Source organism: Streptomyces sp. OfavH-34-F, from assembly GCF_022347745.1.
Classification (GTDB): Bacteria; Actinomycetota; Actinomycetes; order Streptomycetales; family Streptomycetaceae; genus Streptomyces.
Genome location: NZ_JAKRGC010000005.1, coordinates 21,270 through 39,577 on the forward strand (window position 1 = coordinate 21,270; position 18,308 = coordinate 39,577).

The 18,308-nt window shown below is 71.5% G+C and carries 6 protein-coding genes; 5 read left to right on the forward strand and 1 reads right to left on the reverse strand.

The window, feature by feature from the left end:
• Positions 1 to 19: 19 nt before the first annotated feature.
• From MHW47_RS02125 to MHW47_RS02145, 5 genes are all read left to right on the forward strand, one after another.
• The gene (locus MHW47_RS02125; RefSeq protein WP_239220852.1) at positions 20 to 9,505 is read left to right on the forward strand and encodes a hybrid non-ribosomal peptide synthetase/type I polyketide synthase; all 9,486 of its coding nucleotides are present in this window, start codon (positions 20 to 22) and stop codon (positions 9,503 to 9,505) included.
• Positions 9,495 to 11,183: an NAD(P)/FAD-dependent oxidoreductase gene (locus MHW47_RS02130; protein ID WP_239220853.1), complete on the forward strand. Its 1,689-nt coding sequence runs from the start codon at positions 9,495 to 9,497 to the stop codon at positions 11,181 to 11,183. Before MHW47_RS02125 ends, MHW47_RS02130 begins: the two co-directional genes overlap by 11 nt.
• Entirely contained in the window at positions 11,180 to 12,961 is a 1,782-nt protein-coding gene (locus MHW47_RS02135) for an NAD(P)/FAD-dependent oxidoreductase (RefSeq protein WP_239220854.1), read from the forward strand. Before MHW47_RS02130 ends, MHW47_RS02135 begins: the two co-directional genes overlap by 4 nt.
• Positions 12,958 to 14,013: an NADP-dependent oxidoreductase gene (locus MHW47_RS02140; protein ID WP_239220855.1), complete on the forward strand. Its 1,056-nt coding sequence runs from the start codon at positions 12,958 to 12,960 to the stop codon at positions 14,011 to 14,013. Before MHW47_RS02135 ends, MHW47_RS02140 begins: the two co-directional genes overlap by 4 nt.
• 107 nt (positions 14,014 to 14,120) lie before the next feature.
• Positions 14,121 to 15,272: a cytochrome P450 gene (locus tag MHW47_RS02145; RefSeq protein ID WP_239220904.1), complete on the forward strand. Its 1,152-nt coding sequence runs from the start codon at positions 14,121 to 14,123 to the stop codon at positions 15,270 to 15,272.
• Positions 15,273 to 15,362: 90 nt separating this feature from the next.
• On the opposite strand, the gene MHW47_RS02150 is transcribed toward MHW47_RS02145, so the two are convergent.
• Positions 15,363 to 18,212, reverse strand: a complete 2,850-nt coding sequence (locus MHW47_RS02150) for a BTAD domain-containing putative transcriptional regulator (RefSeq protein WP_239220856.1) — start codon at positions 18,210 to 18,212, stop codon at positions 15,363 to 15,365.
• Between the last annotated feature and the right edge of the window lie 96 nt (positions 18,213 to 18,308).

Here is an 18,308-nt window from a genome sequence, read left to right on the forward strand (position 1 = left end):
ACGACTTGGGAGGTTCGACATGGCCGACGCGAGCAACAACCCGTTACGGAGCAAGGTGGCCATCATCGGCATGGGCTGCCGCCTGCCCGGCGGGGCCTCGGACCACCGGACGTTCTGGCGGAATCTGATGGCGGGCAAGGACTGCATCACGCCCACGCCCCCCGACCGCTACGACGTCACCACGCTGGGCAGCCGCCACCGGGACAAGCTTGGACGCCTCGTCGGCGGCCGCGGCGGATACATCGACGGGTTCGACGAGTTCGACCCCGAGTTCTTCGGCATCAGCCCCCGCGAGGCCGACCACATGGACCCCCAGCAGCGCAAACTGCTCGAGGTGGCCTGGGAGACACTGGAGGACGGCGGCCAGCGCCCCGCCGACCTCGCGGGCAGCGACGTCGCCGTCTACGTCGGCGCGTTCACCCTCGACTACAAGATCCTCCAGTTCGCCGACCTCGGCTTCACCTCGCTGGCCGCCCACACCGCGACCGGCACGATGATGACGATGGTGTCGAACCGCATCTCGCACTGCTTCGACTTCCGGGGCCCCAGCCTGTCGATCGACACCGCCTGCAGCTCCTCCCTGGTGGCCGTGCACCTCGCCTGCCAGGCACTGGACCGCCGTGAAAGCGACCTCGCGCTCGCCGGCGGGGTCCTCCTGCACATGGCACCGCAGTACACCGTCGCCGAGACGAAGGGGGGATTCCTGTCACCCGGAGGCCGCTCACGCACGTTCGACGCGGACGCCGACGGCTACGTGCGGGCGGAAGGCGTCGGCCTGGTCGCGCTGAAGCGCCTGGAGGACGCCGTCCGTGACGGCGACCGCATCCACGCCGTGATCCTCGGCAGCGGAGTCAACCAGGACGGCCGCACCCCCGGCATCACCGTGCCCAACCCCGAGGCGCAGGTCTCCCTCATCCGGCGTGTCTGCGCCGAAGCCGGGATCACACCGGGCCAGCTCCAGTACATGGAGGCCCACGGCACCTCGACCCCCGTCGGCGACCCCATCGAGGCCAACGCGCTGGCGCGGGCCCTGGCCTTCGGACGAGCCCCCCAGGACCGCTGCTACGTCGGCTCGGTGAAGACCAACATCGGGCACACCGAGTCCGCCGCCGGGATTGCCGGCCTCATCAAGACCGTGCTGTGCCTCAAGCACCGGCACATCCCACCGCACATCAATCTGGAACGTCTCAACCCCGCCATCGACGCGGCCGCACTGCCCTACGAGATCCCCACGCGGCCGACCCCATGGCCCGACCACGACGGGCCCGCGCGGGCCGGTGTCAACTCGTTCGGATTCGGCGGCACCAACGCCCACCTCGTACTGGAGGAGGCCCCGCCCGAAACACCGCCTGTCCCCACCCCGACCCCGGCGGCCACGACCAGTCCTGCCGCCGAGAACGCCGAACCCGGCGCCTCCCGCGAGAACGCCGACGCGGACGGACGCCACTGGAGCATCCTGCCGCTGAGCGCCCGCCACCCGGAGGGCCTCGCCGCGATGGCGGGCCACCTCGCGAACGAACTCGCCGGCCGCGACGGCGCTCCGGGCGTGTCGCTGCCCGACCTCGGCCACACCCTGGCGCACCGCCGCCAGCACCTGCCCGAGCGGCTCTCCGTCGTGTACTCCTCGCGCGCCTCGCTGGACGAGGCGCTGACCGCGTACGGGCGGGGCGAGACCCACCCCCGCGTCGTGCAGGGCCGCCTGCGCGCCGCCGAGGACCGCCGACTGGTCTGGGTCTTCACCGGCATGGGGCCCCAGTGGTGGGGGATGGGCCGCCAACTCCTGCGGGACGAACCGGCGTTCCGCAAGGCCGTGACCGAGTGCGACCGCGTCCTGCGGGAGTTCGCCGGCTGGTCCCTGCTGGCGGAGATGACCGCCGGTGAAACCGCCTCACGCATGAACGAGACCTGGCTCGCGCAACCCGCCAACTTCGCCCTGCAGACCGGCCTGGCCGCCATGTGGCGCTCGTACGGGGTCCGGCCCGACGCCGTGGTGGGCCACAGCACGGGGGAGATCGCCGCCTTCCACGAAGCGGGCGTCTACTCCCTGGAGGACGCGGTCAGGATCGTGGTGCAGCGAAGCCGGCTCCAGCAGACACTGGCCGGCACCGGCACCATGCTGGCCGTGAGCCTGCCGGAGGACGAGGCCGAACGCCGGGTACGCCCCTACCAGGACCGGGTGTCGATCGCCGCCGTCAACAGCCCCGCATCCGTCACGCTCGCGGGCGAGGAGGCCGCGCTGACCCTGCTGGCCGACGAGCTGAAAGCCAATCAGGTCTTCGCCCGCTTCCTCACCGTCGCAGTCCCGTACCACAGCGTCGGCATGGAACGGATCAAGGACGACCTCCTGGAGGCGCTGGCCCCGCTCACCCCACACCGGGCCCGTATCCCGCTGTACCTCACCGGCCAGGAGGGCACCGCGCAGGGCCCCGAGCTCGACGCGGCGTACTGGTGGAAGAACGTACGCGACCGGGTGCGCTTCCGGGCGGCCGTGGACCGCCTGGCCGACGACGGTCACCAGGTGTTCCTGGAGATCGGCCCGCACCCGGTGCTCGGCCACTCGATCCGCGAATGCCTCGACGCCCGGGGAGCATCCGGCCTCACCCTGCCGTCGATCCGCCGCAAGGAGAACGAGAGCGAGCGGTTCGCCACCTCGCTGGCGAGCCTCCACAACCTCGGCACCGGCATCGACTGGCACACCCTGCAACCCACCGGCCGGCCCGTCACCCTGCCCCGCTACCCCTGGAAGCGCGACCGGCACTGGACCGAGCCGCCGCCCGTCGCCCAGGTACGCCTGGGCCTCGTCGACCACCCACTCCTCGGCCGCCGCACCGACCACACGGAGCCGACCTGGCAGGCCCGGCTCGACACCGAGACCCTGCCCTACCTCGCCGACCACCGCATCCAGGACCTCGTGGTCTTCCCCGCCGCCGGCTATCTGGAAATGGCCTCCCAGGCCGTCCTGCGGCTCACCGGAGGCAGCCACACCGTCCTCGCCGACATCGACCTGCGCAAGGCGCTCTTCCTCCCCGACACCGAGGACAGAACCGTTCAGCTGTCCTTCTCCCTGGAGAACGCCACCTTCACGGTCGCCTCCCCGGCCGGACCCGACGGAGAGCCGACCGTGCACGCGAGCGGCGTGGTCCGCAGCGGACAGCGACGCGAGACCGGCCCCCCGCTCGACGCCCCGGCCATCCGGGTACGCACCGAGCGCCGCCTCGACGGCCCGGCCTGCTACGCCGCGCTCGCCGGGCTCGGCTACCAGTACGGGCCCGCCTTCCAGGCCATCGAAGAGGTGTGGGTCGGCAAACGGGAGGTGCTCGCCCGGATTCGCCCGCCCCGCGCCATCGGTGACGACGCGGCCGGCCACCACCTCCACCCGGTCCTGCTCGACGCCTGCTTCCAGTCGCTGCTGACTCCGCAGATCCTGGAGGACCGCACCGCCCCGACCGCCGTCAGACTGCCGCTGTCCGTGGGGGAGGTGGCGCTCGGACCCGTCGGCGACCAGCCGCTCTGGGCGCACGCCACACTGCTCCCCGGCGACGAGGACACGACTCTCGGGGACATCGCCCTGTACGCAGACGACGGAGCGCCGCTGGGCCGGATCAGGGGCTTCAAGGCCGGCGACGTGGAGAAGGCGGCTACCACCGTCGGACGCACCACCATCGACTCCTGGCTCGCCGAGACCGTCTGGGTCGAACGCCCGTCCGAACCGGCGGAGTCCGACGCCCCGGCCGCCACGGCGCGGGACCACGGATGGCTGCTCCTGGCCGACGAGCACGGCGTCGCCGACGCCTTCGCCTCCCTGGCAGCGGCCCGGGGCGAACGCTGCCACTTGGTGCGCCGGGGCGACCGCTACACGGCGGCGGGCCCCGGCGGCGCGTATACCGTCGCCCCCGGGTCCGCGGCCGATCTGGAACGCCTCTTCGCCGACCTGGACCGGGACGGCCGGCCCTTCCACGGAGCCGTCCTGCACCTCTGGAACCTCGACAGGCCGGAGCTCGCCCAGTGCGACCGGCAGGCCCTCGACGACCACACCGGCCCGGGCTCCTACTCACTGGTCGCGCTCGCCCGCGTCCTGCTCGCCCGCGGCACACAGGGCCGCCTGCACATCGTGACCCGCGGCGCCCAGCCGGTCCTGCCCGGCGAGGCGGTCGAACCGCTCGGGGCGCCCGCGTGGGGCGTCGGCCGGGTACTGCGCCACCAGGAACTCGCCGGCCACCCGGGAAAGCTCATCGACCTCGACCCCCGTACGCCGACCGGCCCCGCCGGCGCACGCGCCGACGCCGAAGCACTGCTGCGGGAAGCGCTGAGCGACGACGAGGAGGAGGTCGCGCTGCGCGCCGGAGCCCGCAGCACCAGCCGCCTCCGCCCCGCCGAAGGGCTCACGCGGCCCCTGCCCCTCAGGCTGCGGGCCGACGGCAGCTACCTGGTGACCGGGGCCTTCGGCGCGCTGGGCCGCCTCCTCTGCCGCACCCTGGTCCGCCGGGGAGCCCGCAGACTCGTCCTGGTCGGCCGCACACCGGTCCCCGCCCGTGAGGAATGGGGCGGCATCGACCCCGCCACCCCGGAGGGCCGCGCCGTCGCCCTCCTGCGGGAACTGGAGGCTCTGGGCGCCCAGACCGTCCTGGCTCCCCTCGACATCACCGACGAGGACGCCCTGACCAGCTGGCTCGACGCGTACCGGCGCACCGGCCCGCCGCCGCTGCGCGGCGTCTTCCACCTCGCCGGTCAGGTACGCGACACCCTGGTCACCGATCTGGACCGGGCCACGTTCGACGCCGTCCACGGGCCCAAGACCATCGGCGCCTACCTCCTGCACCGACACCTGCGCGACGAACCCCTCGACCACTTCGTGCTGTTCGCCTCGATCGCTTCCCTGCTGACCACCGCGGGCCAGACCAACTACGCCGCGGGCAACGCCTTCCTGGACGCCCTCGCCCACCACCGCCGCGCCTCGGGCCTGCCCGCGCTGAGCCTGGACTGGGGGCCCTGGGCCACCGGAATGATCGAGGAACTGGGCCTGGCCGACCACTACCTGCACAGCCGCGGCATGAGCTCCCTCGCCCCGGAGGCCGGGATGGGTGTGCTGGAGCGGGTCATCGGCCAGGACCACGCCCAGCTGATCGTCGCCACCGTCGTCGACTGGCCCGTCTTCCTGGCCTGGTATCCGGCCCCGCCACCCCTGGTCACCGACCTGGCCGCGGCAGCCGCCCCGCAAGGGGCGGCCGGATCGGGCAACGCCTTCCTCGATGTCTTCGCCGGCGCCGACGAGGACACCCGCCGCTCCATGGCGGCCGAACGGTTCGCCGCACTGGCCGCCGCCGTTCTCCGCACCGGTGCGGACCGCGTCGACATGGCGAGCGGCCTCGGCGTCCTCGGCCTCGACTCGCTGCTCGCCATGGAGCTGCGTGCCCGGATCCACGCCGAACTGGGCGTGGCGCTGCCCGTGGTCGCCCTCCTGAGCGGCGCATCGGCCGGCGAACTGGCGACCCAGCTCCACGACGGGCTGGCCGCGCTGGTCTCCGCCGACGACCCCGACGGGACGGCCGGCGCCGTCGAACAGCACCACGACGAGAACCAGTACCCGCTGACCCAGAACCAGAAGGCCCTCTGGTTCCTCAAGCACCTCAACCCCGACGGCTACGCGTACAACATCGGGGGAGCCGTCGAGGTGACCGTAGCCCTCGAACCGGAGCTGATGTTCGAGGCCGTCCGCCGGCTGATCGCCCGGCACCCCGCACTGCGCACCAACTTCCACCTGGAGGACGGCCGGGCCGTCCAGCGGGTCTCCCCGGACGCGGAGCCGGACCTCGCCCTCTTCGACGTGCAGGACCAGGACTGGGAGACCATCCACCGCACGATCGTCGCCGAATACCGCAAACCGTACGACCTCGCACACGACCCGCTGGTCCGCTTCCGCCTCTTCAAACGCGGCCCCGAGCGCTGGGTCATCATGAAGGCCGTCCACCACATCGTCTCCGACGCCATCTCCACGTTCACCTTCATCGAGGAACTCTTCGAGGTGTACGAGGCGCTGAGGCAGGGGCGGGAACCGCACCTCGCACCGGTGGGCGCGCGCTATCTCGACTTCCTGAACCAGCAGAACGCGTTCCTGGCCGGCCGCGAGGCAGCCGGCATGCTCGACTACTGGCGCTCCCACCTGCCCGCCGAGGTACCGCTCCTCGACCTGCCCGTCGACAAGCCCCGCCCGGCCGTCCAGACGCACAACGGGGCATCGGAGTTCTTCGTGCTCGACGCCGGCCTCACCGCCCGCGTCCACACACTCGCCCGCCTCCACGGCGTCACCCCGTTCATGGTGCTGCTGAGCGCCTACTACCTCCTGCTCCACCGCTACTCCGGGCAGGACCACATCGTCGTCGGCAGCCCCGTGACCGGCCGCACCCGGCAGGACTTCGCCTCCGTCTACGGCTACTTCGTCAACCCGCTCCCGCTGCACGCCGACCTCTCGGGCGACCCGACCGTCACCGAACTCCTCGAACAGGTCCGCCGTACCGTGCTGGGCGGCCTGGACAATCAGGAGTACCCCTTCGTCCTCCTCGTCGAGGAACTGGGCCTCCAGCACGACCCCAGCCGCTCGGCCGTGTTCCAGGCGATGTTCATCCTGCTGACCCACAAGGTGGCCACCGAACAGTACGGATACCGGCTCAACTACATCGAACTCCCCGAAGAAGAAGGGCAGTTCGACATCACCCTGTCGGCCTACGAGGACGAGTCGGAGCACCGGTTCCACTGCGTGTTCAAGTACAACTCCGACCTCTTCCTCCCCCGGACCGTCCAGCGGATGGCCTCCCACTACACCCGCCTGCTCGACCGGATGACCCGGGCGGACGGCGAGGAGGCCGTCTCCCGGCTGGAGATGCTCGACGACGCCGAACGGAAGCGGCTGACCGAACGGTGGAGCAGGCCCGCCCTCCTCCCCGCCACCCGACCCGACTCCGCGGAAGACGACGCGCCCTTCGTGCCGGTCCACACCCTCATCGGCCGGGTCGCCGCCGAGCGCCCCGACGCCGTCGCCGTCACCGCGCCCTCGCCGGACGGCACCGCCCGGCGGTTGACCTACCGGGAGCTGGAGAGCCGGGCCACCGCATGCGCCCGCCGGCTGCGCGCCCTCGGCGTCACACACGGTTCGGTGGTGGCGCTGCGGCTCGACAAGTCGCCCGAGATGATCGTCACCCTCCTCGCCGTACTGAAGGCGGGCGGGGCCTACCTTCCCGTCCCACCCGACCAGCCGGCGGACCGGGTGGCGCACCTCCTGCGGACCACGGGCGCGGTGCTCGTCGTCGAGGACACCACGAAGCCGGACACCACGGGGCCGGACAGCGCCGCCGGATGGCCCGTCGCGACGGTGACCCCGGACGCGCTGCACGCGGACCCGCCGGACAGCGGACCGGAGCAGGGGAGCCCTCCCGCCGCCGTGCGCCCCGACTCGCCCGCGTACGTCATCACCACCTCCGGATCGACCGGACGGCCCAAGGCGGTCGAGGTCGGCCACGGCAACCTCGCCGCTGCGTACGCGGCGTGGCGTGACACCTACCGCCTGGAACAGGACGTCCGCGTGCACCTCCAGATGGCCGGACCGTCGTTCGACGTGTTCACCGGCGACCTGGTCCGCGCGCTGTGCTCGGGCGGAAACCTGGTCCTGGCCGACCGGGACCTGATCTTCGACACGGCGCGCCTCTACCGGACGATGCGCCAGGAACAGGTGGACTGCGCCGAATTCGTCCCGGCGGTGGTACGCGGCCTGATGGACCACTGCGACCGTGAAGCCGTGCGGCTGGACTTCCTGCGGCTGCTGGTGGTCGGCTCGGACGCGTGGAACGTGGCGGAGTACCGCCGGCTGAGCGCGCTGTGCGGCCCGGCCACCCGGCTCGTCAATTCCTACGGCCTGACCGAGGCCACCATCGACAACGCCTACTTCGAGGGCCCCGTCGACGACCTCGAGCCCGGCCTGATGGTCCCCATCGGCCGGCCCCTGCCCCACAGCACCCTCCACATCCTCGACCGGCACGGCGAGCCCGTCCCGCCCGGCATCCCCGGAGAACTGTGGATCGGCGGCCCGGCGGTGGCCCTCGGATACGCGGGCGACCCCGACGAGACCGGCAGCCGTTTCGTGACCCGCGTCCTGAGCCGCAGCCCGCACGCGGCCCCCGAACGCCTCTGCCGGACCGGCGACATCGCCCGCTGGGACGCACACGGCCGCGTCCACCTGCTGGGCCGCACGGACGGCCAGGTGAAGCTGCGCGGCCACCGCATCGAGACCGGCGAGATCGAAGCACACCTGCACCGGTGGCCCGCACTCGCCCGGGCCGTGGTCACCGTGCGCGCGGACAGCGGGGGAGACGCCGCACTCTGTGCCTACTGCGTGCCCGCTCCCGGCTCCGAGCTGGACCGGCGGGCGCTCCGGCGCCACCTGGCCGCCTCCCTGCCCTCGTACATGATCCCCTCCTACATCGTCCCCGTACCCGCCCTGCCGCTCACCGCCAACGGCAAGGTCGACCTCGCCGCGCTGCCCGCCCCGAGCGCCGAGACACGGGAGCGGCCCCACGAACCACCGGCCACCCTCTACGAGGTGAGCATGGCCCGGCACTGGAAGGAACTGCTCGGTCTCGAAGAGGTGGGCCTGGCCGACGACTTCTTCGAGTCCGGGGGCAGCTCCATCAAGCTCATCGAACTCCTCCACCACCTGCGCACCGAATTCGGGGTCACCGTCCCCGTCAGCCGTCTCTACCGCACGACCACCCTGCACGGCATGGCGGCCACGCTGGAGGAAGTCCTGCAGGGCACGACGGCCGACGAACTGCCCTTCCTGACCTTCAACAGCGGACAGCCCGCGCTCCTCTTCGCGTTTCCGCCGGCCGGCGGCCACGGACTCGTCTACCGCGGCCTCGCCTCCCACCTCCCGGAGTACACCGTCCTGGGGTTCAACTACCTTCCCGGCGACGACAAGATCGTCCGGTACGCCGATCTGATCGAGGCGGCACAGCCCGGAGGGCCCTGCCTGCTCCTCGGCTACTCCCTCGGCGGCAACCTCGCCTTCGAGACCGCCAAGGAACTGGAGCGCCGCGGCCGGCAGGTCGCCCACGTCGTGGTCCTGGACTCCCGCCGCATCCTGGAGCCGTACGCCCCCGGCGACGAGGGAATCCGGCTCTTCGAAGCGGAACTCGCCGAGCACCTGCGCAAACACACCGGGTCGGAAGCCGTCACCCGCGAAACCCTCGCCCACGCGGCCGAGTACCTGTCCTTCTGCGGACGTACCCCCAACACCGGCACCGTCACCGCGTCGGTCAGCGTCATCACCGACGAGGAGAAGGCATCCCTCTACGCCGCCGGCGAGCGTGGCACCTGGCACGGCAGCTCGACCGGCCCCACCACCGTGCTGCGCGGCTCCGGCATCCACGCCGACATGCTCGACCCCAAGCACCTCGCCCGCAACGCCGAGCTGGTGCGCGCCCTGCTGACGGGGGAGGCGGCCCATGGCGGATGACGGACCCACCGACTGGAACAGCCGGGAACGCACCCCGGGCACACCCCCACGCGTCCTCGTCATCGGCGCCGGCGTGGCCGGCCTCTCCACCGGCTGCTACGCCCGGATGAGCGGCGCCCGGACCCACATCCTCGAGAAGCACGTACTGCCCGGCGGCTGCTGCACCGCCTGGTCGCGCGACGGCTACCTCTTCGACTACTGCATCGAATGGCTCATCGGCACCGCTCCCGGCAACGACGCCCATCAGGTGTGGCGTGAACTGGGCGCCTTCGACGGGAAGACGATGACCAACTTCGACCTCTTCAACAAGGTCGAGGACGCGAGCGGCCGGTCGGTGACGTTCTACAACGACCCGGACCGTCTCGAAGCCCACCTCCTGGAGATCTCACCCCTCGACTCCGCTCCCATCCGGACGTTCACCCGGGACCTGAGGCGGTTCACCACGATCGACCTCTACCCGTTCCTGACCGCGCCCCCGCTGCGCACGGTACGGGAGAGGGCGGCGCTGCTGCGCACCCTGCTGCCCGCCTTCCGCCTGTTCTGGCGCACCGCGACGACCCCGATGCACACCTTCGCCGACACCTTCCACGATCCGCTCCTGCGCCAGGCCTTCCGCAACATCTTCTTCCAGGACCCGGAGGGCTTCCCGCTCCTTCCGTACCTCTTCAACATGGCTGCCGCCCACCACGGCAACGCGGGCTTCCCGCAGGGCGGCTCGCTCGGTCTGGCCCGGTCCATCGAGGAGCGGTACCTCGGCCTCGGCGGCACGGTCACCTACCGGGCCCGCGCCGAGAAGATCCTGGTGGAGAACGGGCGTGCGATCGGCGTCGAGCTGAGGAACGGCAGGCGCTGCTACGCCGAGCACATCGTGTCGGCCTGCGACGGCCACACCACGGTGTACGGACTGCTGGGCGGCCGCTACACCGGACCCCGGATCGAGAAGCTCTACACCGACCTGATCGAACGCCCCGGCACCCTCTTCCCGGCCGTCGTGTCGGCCTTCGCCGGCATCCGCGGCCCGTTCGGTGAAGGCGAGGCGCACAGCACCACCCATCTGCTGTCCGCCGAAGACGCGGCCGAGCTGCCCGGTGCCCTGCAGAACAGCCTGGTCGTCCAGGTACGGTCCCGCTACTCCGACGGATTCGCCCCGCCCGGCCACAGCGTCGTGCACTGCACCTACTTCAGCGACTACGCCTACTGGAAGGAGCTGCGCACCAGGGACCGCAAGGAGTACCGGCTCCGCAAACGCCAGGTCGCCGCCTTCGTACGCCGCTTCCTCGAACGCCGCGACCCCGGGCTCGCCGGCCGCATCGAGCTGGTCGACGTCGCCTCGCCCGCCACCACGCACCGTTACACCGGCAACCACGACGGCTCGATCCTGGCCTGGAAGGCATTCTCCGACGCCGACGACGTCGCCTCCCAGCTCGTCGGCAAGGACCGTATGCGCCTGCCCGGACTGAGTGGATTCTCCATGGCCGGCCAGTGGGTCGGCATGGGCGGCCTGATCCGCGCGGCCTCCACGGGCCGCTTCGCCACGCAGTACCTCTGCCGCGAACTGGGGCTGGAGTTCCGCGCCTGGGAAAGCGACGGCACCCTCACCGAACCCTGGCACCCGGGGAAGCTGGGGCACCTGCCCCAGCTCGACCGCTGGTCAGCACGGGAGGGGACCGGCTCATGACCGAGACGCAGAGCGCTACGGGGCCCGGCGGCACCAGCTCCGACACCCCCCGGCCCCGGGAGACGATGATCATTATCGGGGCCGGCCTCGGCGGCCTCTCCACCGGCTGCTACGCGCAGATGAACGGCTACCGCACCAGAATCCTGGAGATGCACGAAATCCCGGGCGGCTGCTGCACGGCCTGGGACCGAGGAGGCTTCACCCTCGACTGCTGCGTCAGCTGGCTCCTCGGCAGCGGCCCCGGCAACGAGATGCACCAGATCTGGCTGGAACTCGGCGCGCTGCAGGGCAAGGAAGTACGCCACTTCGACGTCTTCAACATCGTGCGCGGCCAGGACGGCAGGGCCGTCCGCTTCTACTCGGACCCCGACCGCCTGGAGGCGCACCTCATCGAACTCTCACCCGCCGACGCCAGGACGGTGCGCAAGTTCTGCGCCCAGCTGCGGACCTTCCGCAAGGCGCTGGCCGTCTACCCCTTCCTCAAGCCCGTCGGCCTGATGAGCAGGACGGAACGCTGGCGCATGCTCGCCTCGTTCGTCCCCTACTTCAACGCCGTCCGCACCACCATCTCCGTCCTGATGACCGACTTCTCGGCCCGGTTCAAGGACCCCCTCCTGCGCGACGCGTTCAACCACATCCTGTACGAGAAGCACCCGGCATTCCCCGTGCTGCCGTTCCACTTCCAGCTCGCCTCGCACGCCAACCTGTCGGCCGGAGTCCCCGAGGGCGGTTCGCTGGGACTGGCCGAATCCATCGAGCGACGCTACCGACGCCTCGGCGGAGAGGTCTCGTACAACACGAAGGTCGAGTCCGTCATCGTCCAGGACGACCGCGCGGTCGGCGTCGAACTCAGCGACGGAAGCGAACTGCGCGCGGACATCGTCGTGTCCGCCTGCGACGGATACACCACGACCATGAAGCTCCTGGGCGGCCGCTACCTCGACGACACCTACCGGCGCCTCTACACCCGGACCATCCAGGAACCGGGCATGGTCTTCCCCGGCTACTTCACCCTCTTCCTCGGCCTTTCCAGGCCCTTCCCGGAGGGTGACCCCTGCACGACCTACCTGCTCGACGAGGCCACGGCGGCCGAACTCACCGGCATCCGCCACCCGAGCATCAACGTCCAGTTCCGCAGCCGCCACTACCCGGAGCTGTCACCGAGCGGCACCACCGTCGTCTACGCCACCTACTTCTGCGACATCGCCCCGTGGCGGGCCCTGGACGAAGGACCGGAACAGGTCACCCGGACCCGCGGCGGCGAAAGGCTCCACACCCTGCCCGTGCGGCACGGACGCGGCTACTACGCCGCGAAGCGACGGGCGCGGGAAGCACTCGTGGACTTCCTGGAACAACGTTTCCCCGGCCTCCGGGAGGCGATCGTCGTCCGCGACGTCTCCACCCCCCTCACCCAGGTGCGCTACACCGGCAACTACGACGGCACGGTCCTCGGCTGGCAGCCGTTCGTGGAGAGCGGGGAGACCCTGGAGGAGCTGATCAAGAAGCACGGCCCCGGCCTCCCCGGACTGCGCAACTTCTACCAGTCCGGTGTGTGGGCCACCACCGGCGGACTGATCAGGGCCGCCGCCGCCGGACGCCACGTCATGCAGTTCGTCTGCCGCGACGACGGCAAGCCCTTCACCGCGTCGGTGGACCGCACAGCGCCCCCGCCGACCCACCGCGTCATCCCCGTGCCGCCACACCCCGACCCCCCTCCCACCGAAGGGCGGCGAGCCGCCGGCGAACGGACGACAGGGAAGGCAGGAACGAACACATGAAGATCAAGAAGTGGGTGGTCCGCGAGCACGTCGAGGGCGTACCCGACGTGAACCGGATGTACGAGAAGGTGGTCGAGGATCTCGACGTGGACCTCGCCCCCGACGAGATGCTCCTGCGCACGCGCTACGTCTCGGTCGACCCCTACCTCCACGGCATCGCACTGGACACCCCGCGCGGGGCCCACATGGGGGCCGACTCGATCATGGAGGTGCTGGAGGCAGGACCGCTCGCCGCACACCGCCCCGGCGACCTGGTCCAGGGGTTCGGCGGCTGGCGCTCCCATCTCGTCAGCACCGGCGCCGCCGAACGCTGGCAGACCGGCACCTTCCCCATGGTCTTCCCCGCCTACCGCAGGCTCGACCCCGCCCGGTACGACGCCGCCCTGCCGCTGCCGACCGCCCTGAGCGTGGTGGGAGGCCCCGGCATGACGGCCTGGGGAACCCTCACCAAGTACATGAGCATCAGACCCGGCGACACCTTCCTCATCAGCGGGGCGTCCGGCGCGGTGGGTGTACTCGCCGGCCAGCTGGCCGCTCGTGCGGGCGCCCGGGTCATCGGCACCACCTCGTCCCCGCGGAAGGCGGACGACCTCGCGGCGCTCGGCTTCGACACGGTCCTCATCTACCGGCACGGAGACAGCGCCGAGACCATCGGCAAGGCACTGGCGCGTGCCGCCCCGGACGGCATCGACCGGTACTTCGACAACCTGGGCGGCACGATCACCGACGCCGTGTTCCCCATGCTCAACATCGGCAGCCAGGTGGCGGTGTGCTGGCAGTGGGCGACCCAGGTCGGCAACGCCGACGTCGGGCCGCGACTCCTGCCCTACCTCATGTTCCCGCGCGCGACGGTACGGGGGATCTTCTCCCTGGAGTGGTTCACCGAACAGAACTGGCAGGCGCTCCACACCGAGCTGGGCGGCCTGGTCCGGCGTGGCGAGATCGTCTGCGACCACACCTTCCACCACGGCTTCGACGCCATCCCCGCCGCCTACGCCAGCCTCTACCGCGACCGCGACACCAACCGCGGGAAAGTACTTGTCGCACTCTGACGGCCGGGCCGCCCTCACCACGCATCTCCCACCGGCACCACCGAGGAGGCACAGTGACCACCCCCCAACACCAGCCTCCGGGCCATGCGGCCCGGGCCCACGTCCCGATGCACGCCCTCCCCTTCGACGCGCCGGGACCGCCCCGCCCCACCCGGCTCCCCGACGGCTCCCCGGCGTGGCTGGTCAGCCGATACCCCGACGTCCGGCAGGTCCTCTCCGACCCTCGCTTCGGCCGGGCGCGGCTGTACGGTGACGAGGCCCCCGCCCTATTCGACGCGCCGGACCTCGTGAACAACCCCGACCTGATGTTCAACCAGGACGGCCGCGACCACATGATGCTCCGCCGCACCCTGCGCCGCGCCTTCACCCCCAGGGTGGTCGCCCGCTGGAGGCCGTGGATCACCGAGATCGTGAAACAACTCCTCCACGAAATGGCGTGCCGGCCGCAGCCCGCAGACGTGGTGGAGTCGTTCACCTTCCCGCTGCCGGTGGCCGTCATCAGCCGGCTGATGGGACTCGACCCGTCGGTCCGGCACCGGCTGCGCCACTGGGCCGAGCACGCCTTCTCGGACGGCTCCCACGACGAGAAGCAAGTGGAGGACGCCCTAAGGGATTTCAGCGCGTTCGGGTCCGCGATCCTCGACGAACGGCGCCGGACGCCCGGTGACGACCTGATCAGCGGCATCGTCCGTGCGGCCGACGAGGAAGGCGGCCTCCCCGAAGCCCAACTGGTGAGCCTGGTGTGCGGCCTCGTCGTCGGCGGCCATGACAGCACGATGACCATGCTCGGCAACGGCCTGCTCTACCTCCTCGGCGAACGGCCCGAGACCTGGCACCGGCTGGGCACGGACGAGGAAGCCGCCGGCACCGTGGCGGACCGGCTGATCCACCTCGTCCCGCTCGGAGACGACCGGGGCTCCGCACGCCGCGCATCGGAGCAGGTGGTGATCGGCGGCGTGACGATCCCGGCGGGGGCCGTCGTCCTCGCGGACTGCGCCATGGCCAACCGCGACCCGGACGTCTTCCCGACCCGCCTGCACGACGGACTCTTCACTCCGCTGGAGGCGCCCACCCTCTCCTTCGGAGCGGGAGCCCACTACTGCCTCGGAACGTGGCTGGCCCGGGCGGAACTCCAGATCGCCCTGCACCACCTGGCCGCCCGCTTCCCGGGCCTGCGCCTCGCGGAGCCCACACGATCCGTCACCTGGCGCACCGGAAGCACATCCCGCAGCCCCCGGAGCCTCGCCGTCACCTGGTGACGCCCTCCGTCCCGCACGAGACCGACGGGCCACAGGCAGGGGCGGCGGCGGCTTTCGGGGTGACCGAGACATCCCCTGCGGGACACCGCTCTAGCGGACCGGGTCGGGGCCAAGTTCATCGAGCTTGCCGCGGAGTTCGCCTGCGGAGGGGTGGCCGATTTCCTCGGCGATCTCCAGGGCGCGCAGCCAGGCACTCCGGGCCGCCTCGATGTCGGCGGTGGCGAGATGCGTGTCGCCGAGGTGCCCGAGGATCTCCGTCTCCCCGTAGCGGTCCCCGGACCCGCGGTCCAGGGCGAGGGCCTTCCCGTAGCAGTCGAGGGCGTCGCCGTACTGGGCGAGGTGGTGGTGGGCGCAGCCGAGGCTGTCCCACGCCCCCGCCTCGCCGTGCCGGTCGCCGATGTCCCGATTGAGCTCCACAGCCTGTACGCAGTAGTGGAGCGCCGTGTGGTGGTCGCCGAGCGCGCTGCGCAGCCAGCCCGCGTTGTTGAGCGCCCGGGCCTGACCGATCCGATGGCCGGTCCGCCGGTAGCGGGCCAGCGCCTGCATGGTGTGGTCGAGCGCGTCCTGCTGATGGTCGCGCTGCGTACACACCCAGCCGAGACCGCGATGGGTGTGGGCCTGACCGTTCTCGTCACCGAGGACGGTGTACAGGTCCAGGGCCCGGCGGAAGTGGGCCTCGCCTTCATCGAGCAGACCCGTCTGCGTGTGCACACCGCCGAGGCTGCGGTGCGCCGAAGCCTGCCAGGACAGATCGCCCAGCCGCTCGGCCGCTTCCAGGGCGACGCGCTGGCTCGCCGCCCAGTCGTGCCAGTGTCCGCGGTAGTCGAAAAACGTCTCCAGAGCCCAGGCCAGTTCACAGACCCGCAGGTCATGGCCTGCCCTGACGGCCAGACCGATGGTCGCCGACAGCACGGCATGCTCGCGGGTGAACCAGGCGAGGGCCGCCTCATGATCGGCCAGGACCTCAGGCACGACCCCGGCCCGGGCATCGGTGAGCTGGACGGAGTCCCGGTGCGGGTCGAGGAGACCCGCCGCCGTGTGGGCGGTGTGGATGGAGAAGTCCACCAGCCTTCCCACCGCCTCGTCGACACTCCCATGCTCCCCGTGCGAGGCCGATTCCTCCCGCGCCCGTTCCGCCGCGTAGAGGCGGAGGAGGTCGTGCAGCCGGTATCGCCCGGGCGCGGTCTGCTGGAGCAGGTGCGCGTTCTCCAACTCCTGCAGGGCCGCCCGCACGGCCGCCGCCGGCCGGGCGACCAAACTACCGATGGCGCTCCGTCCGGTTTCCGGCCCCGGAGCCAGCCCCAGGAGCCGGAACACCTCCGCCGCCCCGGAGTTCAGGTCCCGGTACGACACCGTGAACGCCGCCCGCACATCGGCTGTCAGATCACCCGCGCCCAGCGCGTCGAGGCGCGCCGACTCGTCCGCAAGCTCCTCGGCCAGGACGGCCAGCGGAAAATCCGGATGGACCGTCGCACGGGCCCCGACCACACTGAGCGCCAGCGGCAGCCCCGCGCAGTGGGCCAGCAGCGCGGCGACGGCCGTCGGCTCGCCCGCCACCCGGTCCGGCCCCGCGTAGTGCGCCAACAGGTCCCGCGCTTCGGCGTCGTTCAGCACATCGAGGGTGAGCAGCCGGGCCCCGTGCGCGCCCGCCAGACCGGCGAGCTGGCGGCGACTGGTGACCAGCACCGCACACGAGGTGCTGCCGGGAAGCAGGGCGGCCGCCTGCTCGGCGTTGGCGGCGTTGTCCAGCACGATCAGCATCCGACGCCCCTGCATCAGGCTCCGGTACAGCCCGAGCTGCGCCTGCGCGTCCAGGGGGACGGACCCCGAATCGACACCCAGCGCGTCGAGGAACCCCCGCACGACCACGGCGGGTGCCACGGGTTTCTCGACCGGATCGAAGCCGCGCAGGTCCACATACAACTGGCCGTCCGGGAAGCGGTCGAGGTTCCGGTGCGCCCAATGGAGCGCCAGACGCGTCTTCCCGATCCCGCTGCCGCCGCCGATCACGGACACCGCCATGGAACCATCCGGTTCCCCCGCCAAGTCCAGCGCCCGGTCGAGCGCGGTGAGCTGCCGATGCCGTCCGATGAACCAGCGCGGAGCGGCCGGCAGCTGCCGCGGGGTCGGCACGTTCGACCGTGGGAGTGGGGCAGGGGAGGGAGCGGCGCTACGGGCCGGGGCGGGCAGGTCCAGTTCCGGATCGCCGTTGAGAATCCGCTGGTGCAGCCGCTGCAGCGGTGCTCCCGGATCGACGCCCAGTTCCTCCGCGAGCCGCCGCCGTATGCCGTGGTAACCGGTCAGGGCGTCGGCCGGTCGGCCACTGCGGTACAGGGCGAGGACGAGTTGGGCGGCCACCCGCTCGTCCAGCGGGTGCTCCTCGGCACGGGCGGTGAGCGTGGGGAGCAGTTCACCGTGCTCACCGCACCGTAATCGGATGTCCGTGCCGTCCAGCTCCGCAGCGAATCGCGTGCGTTCCAGTACGTGGCGCAGATCGTGGAACCAGGGGGTCTCCACGGCGGCGAACGGCTCGCCCCGCCACAGTTCCAGGGCCTGCCGCATCAGCGCCGACGCTCGCTCGTCGTCCGCCGCACGGGCCGCTTCGACCAGATCGCCGAACCGGTGGACATCCACGGACAGCGGATCCGCCTCCAGGAGGTAGCCCCCGGGCTGGCGCACGATACTCACTCCCGGCGGACCGCTCAGAGCACCGCGCAGCCGGGACACATAGCCGTACAGCGTCCCCTTGGCCCGCTGGGGCGCCCGGTCCCCCCAGACTCGGACGACGAGCTCATCGACCGGCACCGCCCGGTTGACGTCGACCAGCAGCGCTGCCAGCACACACCGCTGCCGGAGATGGCCCACCTCTGCCCTACGGCCGTCGAAGAGTGCCTCGATCGTGCCCAGCACGCGGAACTCCCACACGTGAACCCCCTCCACCCGCGGCAGCGTAGCCAGCGGGCGGTCGTGCCGAACAGGCGATTCAAGGTCGTCCCAAGGTTTGTCCCCGGCCAGTCGCGAACAGTGGTGTCCGCC

Excerpts from the sequence above, each read along its gene's own strand:
- MHW47_RS02125 (WP_239220852.1), top strand. The coding sequence starts at position 20 with ATGGCCGACGCGAGCAACAACCCGTTACGGAGCAAGGTGGCCATCATC.
- MHW47_RS02130 (WP_239220853.1), top strand. The coding sequence starts at position 9,495 with ATGGCGGATGACGGACCCACCGACTGGAACAGCCGGGAACGCACCCCG.
- MHW47_RS02135 (WP_239220854.1), top strand. The coding sequence starts at position 11,180 with ATGACCGAGACGCAGAGCGCTACGGGGCCCGGCGGCACCAGCTCCGAC.
- MHW47_RS02140 (WP_239220855.1), top strand. The coding sequence starts at position 12,958 with ATGAAGATCAAGAAGTGGGTGGTCCGCGAGCACGTCGAGGGCGTACCC.
- MHW47_RS02145 (WP_239220904.1), top strand. The coding sequence starts at position 14,121 with ATGCACGCCCTCCCCTTCGACGCGCCGGGACCGCCCCGCCCCACCCGG.